Below are 11508 nucleotides of genomic sequence, written 5' to 3' on the forward strand. Positions count from 1 at the left end.
GAAAAACCAAAACTTTAAACCTTATTTTTTTCGATCAAATACTTGGGGTAGGAACGATAAGAAAAGTAGTAGTATGCAACGGAATGGAGGGCCACGAGAATCAAGCTATCTTAGTGGATAGCTCATGACCTTTAAAAGTTGTAGAGGTAAATGTGAGAATAAAAGAATTACGCCATGATAACGACTGTGAAAACCTTAATCACTTTTTTAATGATCACCCTTGCAACGCATGTTGGGTATCCGCAAGCATTGATTGATAAAAAGGCAACGAAAGAAACGAAAGCGCTATTCGTCAATCTTGTGAAGATCTCGCAGAAGGGAATTTTGTTCGGGCACCAAGAGAGTGAAGCGTATGGCGTAGGTTGGAAAGAACTACCCGGTACGTCTGACATAAAGCTAGTGAGTGGATCTTTTGCAGCCGTGCATGGATGGGATGTTGGAAATGAAGGTCAAGAAACGAACGTAGACGGTGTGAAGTTTTCTGATATGCTGAAGTGGATGGATGAGGCTTACAAGCGCGGCGGTGTAAATACAATTTCATGGCATGCTGATAATCCGGTGACGGGTGTTGATGCTTGGAACAAAACGCCTGTTGTTAAAGATTTGCTTCCTGGTGCCGCTGGACATGCAGCGTATGTTCGGCAACTTGGATATGTCGCTGATTTTTTAGCGAAGTCGAAAGGTCCAATTATCTTCAGGCCATTCCACGAACACAATGGCGATTGGTTTTGGTGGGGTAAAGGAAACTGTACGGAAGAGGAATACATTCAACTTTGGCGATTCACTGTCGACTATTTAAAGAATACAAGAAACCTTCATCACCTGATCTATGCTTTCTCTCCCGATAGAAGTCGGATCAACTTAAACGATGGGAAAAAAGATTACCTCTACGGTTATCCAGGCGATGACTATGTTGATGTGATTGGTTTAGATAATTACATGGACGTAGGTGTCGCGTGGAATACAAAATCTGTTGATGAACAACGTGCCGATTTAGTGACGGTATTAAAGTTAGTTTCTTCCATTGCGAAGGAGAAAAATAAGATGGCGGCACTGACCGAAACAGGAATGGAGGGAATAAAAAATGCCACGTGGTTTACCGAAGTGATTCTCAACCCAATAAAAAGTAATTCGGATATTCAGCTTGCGTACTTCATGGTTTGGCGTAATGCGAACACAACACATCATTATGCGCCATATCCTGGTCATAGCGCGGTTCCTGATTTTCTTAAGTTTTACAACGACCCTTACAGTTTGTTCGAGGTAGATATTCAAAACCTCTACAAAAATGATAAACCTCTATTGAAATGAAGTTAAGTATCCTCGACATCTCGATTGTTGCATTTTACATTATAGCGGTGCTTGTGATCGGCTTTGTGATGAAAAAGCAAGCCGCTAAAAACATCAAATCGTATTTTTCTCGGTGGGAATAAACTTCCGTGGTATATGCTTGGGCTTTCCAATGTATCAGGCATGTTTGATATTTCTGGTACCATGTGGATGGTCACGTTACTGTTCGTATATGGTGTCAAGAGCGTTTGGATTCCTTGGCTATGGCCCCTACCACAATGGTCGCGCTGCGTTGGAAATAATGCGGAGGTTGTGATGAAATAAAAGTTACTGTTATCTTTCCGCCGCAAAAGTTAAAACAAACCAAGTAACAATTATTTATGAGCCTTACGTTTTCAAAAGCGGACTCTAAAGCTGAGACTTTCAACAAAGTGCAGCAATACCTCGACAGCCTTGGGCTGAAGGTCGTTGCAAAGGATTTCGAAAGACCATGGGGCGGTTTTTTCGTTATTGATGAGACTCAAGCGCAGGAATTTGCTAAAAATTTCTTCCCAGGCATTAATGTGAGTGACCTGAAGATTAGTGGAAAATTGAGTCCAAAGATTTTGATGGTGCAGCCTGAGCGCAGATTGTCATGGCAGTATCACCACCGTCGTGCGGAAATCTGGAAGCTCGTTGCTGGTGAAGCTGGAATCGTTCGCAGCGACACGGATGAAGAAGGTGCAGTCGAAAAATTGACCATCGGAGAAATTATTAGACTTCGTCAAGGACAGCGTCATCGTTTGATTGGCCTTGCTGGCTGGGGGATGATTTCAGAAATTTGGCAACATACAGATGCATCACGTCCGTCGGATGAAGATGATATCGTGCGTGTTCAAGATGATTTCGGCAGATAGGAAAGTGCTGGTACGACGGCGTACTCATGGATTTTTGCTAAATGCATTTAGCCATTTTCGCGCAGTACGCCGATGTACCGCTTCCGATCCCCGTTATTGCAATCGCCTCTGGCATAACGCCAACCGGGCGTCGTGACATTACGCCGCATCTTTCATGACAAACACATGTATTGAGGAATTCCCGCACCGATCTTTCTGGAAAAGTAAGGGTATACATTTTTTTGTGTTGATCGCCTAAGCTACTAATCATGGAACAAATCGGCTCAATTACCGCAAGCGTCCAAACTGCCGCCTACAACGAAATTGTAGATGTCCTACGCCACAATAGAAATGATATTATTAAAGACTTTCTGGATGAAAGAAATATCCGGTCTTATTACGCGGATCGATATCATCTGAATGATGTTGAATCTCCCAAAGTGATTGCTATCCGTGATGAGCTCAAATTGATGTTAGACACGCCGTTGGATCTTGAGCATTATTCGATATTAGTCGATCAAATAAAACAGGCCGGAGTGTCTGTTCATCATGTAGACATCAACCCCGACCTGTTCTTTAAGGAAATTCAGAAAATATTTCTGAAATACATGTTTTGATTATTTGTCTTTCGTCAAAATCACTTTACTTCTAAATGTCTTCCCATTCATGCTGAATTCTACGATGTACAGTCCAGCGGAAAGGTCTGCTACATTTTGTCTTGTAAAATTTTCATAAGACAACTGTTCCAGATTCCGCACGGAAGTGCCTGCGATAGATCTGATGATTAGCGAATTCTTCAGGCTGTATGCTTCTTTCGGGAAATCTATATACAGTTCGCCTGATGTTGGATTCGGAAATAGATTCAATGAACCTGTTTTTTCTTCGTTGCTACTAATGACATCAGGCTCCCCGAATTCGTACCAGTTCAAGTTAAATTCAGGTTGTAGTACACTGACACGGAGTATACTTGTTCCCGCTTCAAGATCCATCATAGCATTTACAGTTGTCCACGATTGCCATCCCCCGGTAACGGGCATGTTTACGGTTACGCTATTTAGCTCAGCTCCGGTAGAATTATGTTGCGTAAACTTTAATTTTCCCGCAGCGCCATTGCTAGCAACGCGAACTTTTAACGGGTAGTGGCCAGTCTCTGCAACACGTATTCTATATTCAACATAGTCGTTTACGTTTGTGTAGCCCAAATTTTGACCACCGCCTGTGTCAGTCGTCGTTTCGAGTTGTAATCCGTTATTTACCGTGAATCGCTCAGCTTCAATTCGTGTCGGTATTGCAAAATGAAAAGGCAGAGCGTTGGTAATCGAAAGGTCGGTGAAATGATTTAACAACTTTGCATCTTCTGATTTCACAACATCGCTATTATAACTCACACGCAAATTGTCGGCATCCGTGAAAGTTTGATCGAGTGTAATTTTGATACGGTTATTTCCTACGTCGGTTATGGATTGAATTGTTGCTGTGTTGCCATTGATTTTTACCGTAAATCCTGTTCCATTAGTGAGCGTAGACGCATCAACTTTTTTATTTAGCGTTAACGTAATGGAATTTCCAAGGGTATTGTCGGACTCGCCAGTGAGTGCGAGGAAAGCGACGTCGCTTACTTTTTTGCTTAACACAAATTTCAAGAAGCTCAGGTTTGCGCCGCCTTTAATAAACTTGAGTCTTATTTTCTGAAAGCCTTCAGGAAGAATGATATCAGAAATTGTTGCGTCTTGATAAGTTGAATATCCTCCTGTACTTGGTAGTGTGATAACGCTAGAACTTACATTACCATTTGTGGTGAGTTGAATTTGTGAGTTGCCAGATGCTGCAGCATAACGGATAACAACGTTGTAACCTGCGTTTGAGTCAACATCAATAGTGTATTGCATCCATTCGCCATCTTCTGTCCAGCCGATGTTGTAACCGTTTGCGTCAGCATGCTTGTCGTCCGTGGGTTGAATATCAACACCATCATTTCTATACGCCCAGCCAGTATTCCATGCTGTGTACGTTTGCGTAGCGACATGATAGTTCGCCGTATCTTTATCGGCATATGCGAAATTATTTCTACCAAGATCAAAATCCGTAGCAGGAACAACGCCTGGTGCCACGTGGTGTGTGTAGGGAATGGTTGCTGTTGTGTTCACTTGACGAATCATTGCATCAGCAATATCTTTTCGATAAAGCGTGTTATCGATTTTTAATCCTTCCGCCAATTCCATCAACGATGCTTTTGCTACGGCGACAGAAGGTTTCCCTGAACCCGTCTGCCAATACGATAGCAACGCAGAATAGCCGCTCTTTTTTTCTACTGAAAAGGAACTGTTCACGCCACCTACTTTTTTCAATGGCCACCACGACCAACCGATATGGTTTTCCTCGAGAAGTTTGATGGCGTTGGTAAACCACGTATTTGAGTTTTCACCGCTTTCGCCCATCCAAAGCGGAACGTCTTGCGCATCGCGAAGGTTGAGCAGTCCTTGGATAGAACCTTGATCATTGTAGTTCCAATACTTATGGAAACTGGCAGCTATGTTTTCATCCCAACGCGGCCATAAGCCATTGTGATTATTCGCCCAGCAATTGCCTTCAATGAAGATGAGGTGATTGGCATCTACTTCTCTGATGGCATTCGTGATGGCGATGAGTAAAGTTCGAAGTGGAACGTTTGTCGATTCATTGCAGCCATTAATGTTATCGCCGGTAAACGCCCAGTTCGTTTCGTTGATCAGGTCGTAACCGCCAATCCATTTTTTTGTAGCGTAGCGTTCAGCCAATTTTTTCCAGAGGGCAATGGTCTTTTGTTTGTTAGCTTCACTTTCCCAGAGCGACGGTTTGTCTTTATCGTAGTCAGAAATTCCAGCGTCTTTTCCTTGTCCGCCAGGTGCGGCATGAAGATCGAGGATCAAATACATTTCATTTTTTTCGCACCACTGCAGGAGTTTGTCTGTCAGTTCGAAACCTTTTGTTAGCCATGTGTTCTGGCCAGCTACTGGCTCTGCTTCGATGGGAAGTGTATACAGGTTGTAATGCATGGGAAGGCGCACGGAGTTAAATCCCCATGCTGCAAGTGAATCGATGTCGCGTTCCGTTACGTGATTGGCAAGCCAAGCATCATAAAATTCAACGGTGTTCGCTTCGCCGACAACATCGACAATGCGTTCGCGAATTTCGTGTTGCGGGTTTGCAAACGCACTTGTTTCAAGCATGTATCCTTCTTGGAGCATCCATCCCCCCAGTCCCATACCGCGCAAGATGATCTCTTTACCATCACCATCGACAATTTTCTTTCCGCTACGGTGCAAGTATTGACCGTTTGATATTAGCGGAAATGAAAACAACATGGTGAGTGTAAAAATGATACTAAAAGTAGAACAGGTCGGTGTTTTCAGGCAATGCCCTGAGGAAATCGGTAAAGGTTTCTTCATTGATAAATGGATTAGGTTGGTATGGTTTCAATCGATTCCGAATACCAAGTATATCCTTTGATTTGCTTAATATTACAAACGATAAATACATCTAATATACTTCACCAAAAAACGGGTCATACGCCTTAGGTACTTCAGGCACCTAGTTCGTATTGATAGTCAATAATTTAAGAAGCGATGAGTCTGAACAGAGCGACGGCAAATACAATGATGCCCTGGAGCCTAATGTTTTTATTGTTTGCGATGATTTTTTTGCGGTTCGATGGTGCGGCCCGTACAAATGTTCAAGATACGTCGCGCATTCAAGGCACGCCTAGGATTACACATTACTCCAAAAAAGAATTCAATAGCGATTCACAATTCTGGACGATGTGCCAGGATAATGAAGGCGTACTCTATTTCGGAAATAACGACGGTGCACAAATCTTTGATGGCGAGCAGTGGCGTGGTGTTAATCTTCCGAACAATTCCTCCATACGCAGCCTGATGGTAAGTTTCGAGGGCAAAATATTCGCCGGAGGTTTTAATGAATTAGGAACAATCTCACGCGACGAATTTGGGAAGTATCAATACACCTCGTTAATCAACTTGTTACGATCTGAAGATAGAAACATTGAAAATGTCTGGCAGATCCATGAGGTTCAGGGTCATATTGTATTTCGAACCTATAGCATGTTGATTGCGATTGCTAATAATAAAGCAATAACATTGCCGTCGGCGAGTAAATTTAGCTACAGCACGGTTATACAAGATAGACTTTACGCTACCGATAGCGAAGGATTGAAAAGCGTGGATCTTAATTCGCTCGATGTTTCTTTGCTTGTTCGATCGAACGAAATTAATGGCGAAGAGATTGTGTCTCTACTTCCAGGAATTCAGCAGGATGAATTACTCATTATCACGAAGCCGGGATCATTTTACCGATACCAGATCAACACGCGCCGTCTTGCGTTTTGGAAAAAGGTGATACCCATATCGTCAACGAATTTAATCACCTGTGCAATCAAAGCATCAACAGGAAATTACTATCTCGGTACATTGGGGAAAAAAGTAATTTCGTTAGACGGCGCAGGCATGCTGAACAATACCGAAGCATTTTACAACTTGCAGGACAACACCGTTCTGAATCTTTTCGAAAGTATTGAAGGAAATATTTGGGTGTTGTTAAACAATGGTTTGGATTGTATTGACGTGAAAGCGCCTGTAACCACGTTGTTTGAGAACGCATCGATTTATGACGCAACCTTGAAAGATGATAGGATTTACTTGGCGACCAATCAGGGTATTTTCATCTCGCGCGGTATCGAAAAAAATCCGCTGCTTACAACTTCTGATTTTGAGAAAATTGCCGGACTTGATGGACAAGGTTGGTCGTTTCAATATTATGAAGGTCACGTAGTGGCTAGTCACGATCGCGGCGTTTTTGTTATCAAAGGGAAAACATTTTACAAAGTTGGTGATGTAAGAGGCGTGTGGAAAATACTGAAGGTTACTGAGCGAAATAATTACTATTTGGTATGTACTTACGAAGGACTTTGGTTAATGACCTATGATGCAAAACGTGGGTTTGAAATCAAACATAAGCTTGAGGGTTTTATCGAATCAAGTCGAGATATTGTAGAGAGCGATGATGCTGGTATTTTTTGGGTGTGCCACGGCTATAAGGGTGTGTTTCGAATCAAGATTGATGGGCAGTATAAGCGCATCTTAAGTGTTGAACACTATAAAGATCAGAATGGGCTTCCTTCGCCATTTAATGTAAACGTCTTTCGGTGGAATCGCGAAATCGTCTTTACCACTAATCAAGGTATTTTCACCTACAACGCCCCTGAAAATAAATTTAAGCCTCATGTTTTTTTGACCAGGGTTTTTGGTACGAAACTTAACGTTCGAAAAATTTTACAATACGGCGATAAAACTTGGTTTGCGCACGACAACGAGGTTGGATATTTTATCTCGAACGACGAAGATCCAAAGCTGCAAAAAGGATTGTTTCTACAATTGAAGGGGTCGTTTAATGAAAGTATGGAATGCATCGCTCCCGTTGACGCCAATACCGTGTTAATGGGGACAAACACGGGTTTGTATGCCTTCGACTTGAATTATGACGCCGCGAGGAGGCCTGCTAAAACTGTCATCAATGCTGTGCGTTATAGATCAGATACAGGACCAATTTTTTGCACGCTTGCGACGGATTCCCAGAACAGTCAGAAACTTCCATACAAAACGAGTGGCGTCACACTAGATTTTTCGGCGCCTGGATTTCAAGATCGTCTGAATGTGCAGTATAGTTATTTATTGGAAAATGTCGACGATAAATGGTCGGAGTGGCAAGATGAGGCAACGAAAGAGTATAGTATGTTGGCGCCAGGGAGATACGTGTTTCGTGTGAAGGCACGCAGCTTACTGGGTGAGAGCGCTGCGGAGGCAAAATATTTTCTCGAAATTCTTCCGGTATGGTATCAAACGACCTGGGCTTATATTTTTTATTTAATACTTGGTGGACTGGCCATTTTCCTGATTGTGGGTTGGGTGCGACGCAAGATCCGTCGTGAGCGCGAAAAGACACGGGCGGAAGAACACGAGAAAAGAAAAGTGCTGGAGCTTGAGCTTGAGCGATTTAAGCTGGAACAGGAAAAAGAAGAGATTAAGAAAGACAAAGATTTACTCGAAGAGGATGTTATTCACAAAAGCAAGGAGCTTGCAAACTACACCATGCTGTTGGTTAAAAAACGCGAGTTACTGGCAGACATTCAGGATGAGCTCAAGGATATTAAGGAGGCGGTGAAGAATGATACGTCCCGTCACAAACTTCGGGAGCTTGTCAAAAAGATAAATTTCAATTTGGCTGATGAGGAGCATTTACAAGTTTTTGAGTCCAATTTTGAACGTGTTCACCATGAATTTTTTGCGGAATTAAAAACAAGTTTTCCTGATTTAAGCCAAAAGGAACTTCGTCTCTGTGCTTTTGTGCGTATGAATCTCACGAACAAAGAAATTGCTTCCATACTCAATATTTCTGTTCGCGGCGTTGAGACTGCCCGCTATCGACTTCGGAAGCGACTTAGTTTAAATCATGAGGAAGATATGGCCGGTTTTCTTGACAAATTGTCGTCGTCATCAGCAGATTCTCATGGCTTTGATGGCGATGAAAAGGATTTGCAGATGTAACCGATGTTACGCGCCGTTATCAACTTGGTGGTGAGGCACAAAAAAAATCATATGACAGCATACCCATGGGGTGGCGTACTAATGATGTAGTATAATTTTCGCGTGTGGTACTTTTGCCGTAGTCGTTTTTCTCGGTTTCAATAGCGACACAATTTACTTTTACGACTCATTCTTCGAATTTACAGATCGTTTTTACCAAATATCAGCTAGACGCTAATAACCACAATTCATCCCATGAAACGTTTTTATGTTACCGTCGCCCTCGTGGCGGCAGCAATTGTCTTCCCTTCTTCGATTCCTGTTCCTCATTCCGACACGACCAAAGTGAAGGTTGATGACCTGCTTTCTAAAATGACGTTGGAAGAGAAAGTCGGACAAATGGCACAGGTCACACTCGATGTCATTACGAAAGGCCCCAATGAGTATGTGAGCGACGAACCCGTCACACTCGACCCGAATCTCGTACGGAAAGCGCTTCTTGAGTACAAGGTTGGATCGATTCTCAACACGGCCAATAACCGCGCACGCACACCTGAGAAATGGCATGAACTCATCAGCCAACTTCAAGAAGTGGCGATGAAGGAATCCAGACTAAAAATTCCTGTGATTTATGGCGTTGATGCCAATCACGGAACAACTTATACTGCAGGGGCAACGATGTTTCCACAGGAGATTGGCTTGGCCGCAACATTCAATAGAGCTATCGTGAAGCGTGGCTCGGAAATCTGCGCGTACGAAACACGCGCCTCATCCATTCCTTGGAATTTTTCACCCGTGCTCGATCTTGGCCGTGATCCTCGCTTTCCACGCATGTGGGAAACTTTCGGCGAAGATGTATACCTCGCATCGGAAATGGGCAAGCAAGTTATTGATGGCTATGAAGGCGATGATAATAATGTAAAGAATACAAAAAAGGTAGCCGCTACGGTGAAGCATTTTTTTGGATACTCGGTACCCAACTCGGGAAAAGATCGCACACCCGTTTACATTTCTGAAATGGAACTTCGTGAGCGCCATCTTCCTTCGTTCAAAGCCGCCATTGATGCCGGTGCACATTCACTGATGGTCAATTCTGGAATCATCAATGGTGTGCCAGTGCATGCAAACAAATATCTTCTTACAACTTTATTGAAGGAAGAGATTGGATTTAAAGGTGTAGTTGTTACAGACTGGGCTGATATCGAAAATCTTCATAACCGCGATAAAGTTGCTTCGTCTCATAAAGAAGCCGTGAAGCTAGCCATTAACGCAGGTGTCGATATGTCGATGATCCCTTACAACTTTCGTTTTTGCGATTACCTTGTTGAGCTTGTGAAAGAAGGCGCTGTGCCAATGTCAAGGATCGACGATGCCGTTCGCAGAATTCTCACGCTAAAGTATGAACTCGGTTTGTTCGATAAACCAGTCACGAACTATAAGGACTATACAGAATTCGGTAGTGCAGCGTACGAAAAAGTTTCTTACGATGCAGCTGCAGAATCAATCACACTTTTGAAAAATAAGAATAACATTCTTCCCGTGAAGAAAGATGTGAAAGTGCTGGTAGCGGGACCAAATGCAAATTCAATGCGGTCACTGAATGGTGGTTGGTCATACTCCTGGCAAGGCGAAAAAGTTGAAGAGTTTGCAACGAAATACAATACCATTTTAGAAGCCCTTCAGAAAGAGCTTGGAAAAGATAAAGTTGTGTTTGCGCAGGGTGTTGCTTACAACGAGCAAGGAAAATATTATGAGGAGAAAGATGTCGATATCGATGCTGCTGTAAAAGCTGCTGCCGGTGTTGACTATATCGTTCTTGCGCTTGGTGAAAATACTTACACTGAAAAACCTGGCGACTTGCATGACCTTACGTTATCACTCAATCAAATCAACCTTGCTAAGGCGCTTGCAAAAACCGGTAAGCCAACAATCCTTGTGTTGAATGAAGGTCGTCCTCGTCTCATTCGCGACATTGAACAAGATATGGCTGCGGTGGTTCAATTGTATCTTCCAGGTAATTTTGGCGGAGATGCGCTTGCTGATATTCTTTTCGGTGATGTGAATCCAAGCGGAAAACTTCCATACACGTATCCGATGTATGCCAACACATTGGTAACGTATGATCACAAACCATCAGAAGAACAAGTGAAGATGGCTGGGATGTATGACTATGCTTCAGACTTTGCTGTACAATACCCCTTCGGATTTGGTTTAAGCTACACAACATTCGAGTATTCCAATCTTCGTGTAAGCAAAACTTCTATCAACGCAAGCGAAGAACTTACCATTACCGTGAACGTGAAGAATACAGGAACGGTTGAAGGTAAAGAAGCTGTGCAGCTTTACATTTCTGACAAGTATGCTTCCGTAACGCCCGACATGAAAAGACTTCGTGGCTTCGAGAAAATTAACTTGAAAGCAGGTGAGTCCCGGGACGTAGTGTTTAAGATTACTGGCCGCGACATTGCATTCGTTGCAACTGATCTACGCTGGACAGTTGAAGCTGGTGAGTTTGAAATCAACATTGACAAGCAGAAAGCCAACTTTAACGTAACGGAAACGAAAGCTTTTAACGAAGTGAAAACGCGCCTCTAGCGTGTAGAACGCCTCGTTATTTTACGGGTCCCTAGTTTACAGGAAGAGGCTGTCTCAAAAGGGCAGCCTCTTCTTTTGTGTATGGATAAAAAAAAAGAAGAGAACGTGAGTCCTCTTCTAGTTGCAAGTCGTTATCTTGCTTGTGTGTACTAAAACAAAAGTAGTCTTTA

Annotated in this window: 7 protein-coding genes; 6 read left to right on the top strand and 1 reads right to left on the bottom strand. The window is 42.9% G+C overall.

Annotation, left to right across the window (positions count from 1 at the left end; all coding sequences use genetic code 11):
• Positions 1-210: 210 nt before the first annotated feature.
• From DQQ10_RS24580 to DQQ10_RS24595, 4 genes are all read left to right on the top strand, one after another.
• Positions 211-1311 carry a glycoside hydrolase family 26 protein gene (locus DQQ10_RS24580; RefSeq protein ID WP_165824113.1) on the top strand — a complete coding sequence of 367 codons (1101 nt, stop codon included), beginning with the start codon at positions 211-213 and terminating at the stop codon, positions 1309-1311.
• Positions 1308-1433, top strand: coding sequence for a hypothetical protein (locus DQQ10_RS28335; RefSeq protein ID WP_262511781.1), 126 nt, complete (start codon positions 1308-1310; stop codon positions 1431-1433). The genes DQQ10_RS24580 and DQQ10_RS28335 overlap by 4 nt, the downstream gene beginning before the upstream one ends.
• Before the next feature lie 237 nt (positions 1434-1670).
• Positions 1671-2186, top strand: coding sequence for a cupin domain-containing protein (locus tag DQQ10_RS24590; RefSeq protein ID WP_112749597.1), 516 nt, complete (start codon positions 1671-1673; stop codon positions 2184-2186).
• A gap of 248 nt (positions 2187-2434) precedes the next feature.
• On the top strand, positions 2435-2782 hold the full coding sequence (locus DQQ10_RS24595) for a hypothetical protein (protein ID WP_112749598.1): 348 nt from the start codon (positions 2435-2437) through the stop codon (positions 2780-2782).
• Here DQQ10_RS24595 and DQQ10_RS24600 read toward each other — a convergent pair whose 3' ends face one another.
• Positions 2783-5593, bottom strand: a complete 2811-nt coding sequence (locus DQQ10_RS24600) for a carbohydrate-binding protein (RefSeq protein WP_112749599.1) — start codon at positions 5591-5593, stop codon at positions 2783-2785.
• A gap of 177 nt (positions 5594-5770) precedes the next feature.
• Here DQQ10_RS24600 and DQQ10_RS24605 point away from each other — a divergent pair, with 177 nt between their 5' ends.
• Together DQQ10_RS24605 and DQQ10_RS24610 are read left to right on the top strand one after the other, a co-directional pair.
• Positions 5771-8764 (top strand): triple tyrosine motif-containing protein, encoded by a 2994-nt coding sequence (locus tag DQQ10_RS24605; protein ID WP_112749600.1) that lies wholly within the window; start codon positions 5771-5773, stop codon positions 8762-8764.
• A 234-nt stretch (positions 8765-8998) separates the two neighbouring features.
• Positions 8999-11338: a glycoside hydrolase family 3 N-terminal domain-containing protein gene (locus tag DQQ10_RS24610; RefSeq protein ID WP_112749601.1), complete on the top strand. Its 2340-nt coding sequence runs from the start codon at positions 8999-9001 to the stop codon at positions 11336-11338.
• Positions 11339-11508 lie beyond the last annotated feature (170 nt).

Source organism: Pseudochryseolinea flava, assembly GCF_003286915.1.
GTDB classification, from domain to species: Bacteria; Bacteroidota; Bacteroidia; order Cytophagales; family Cyclobacteriaceae; genus Ohtaekwangia; species Ohtaekwangia flava.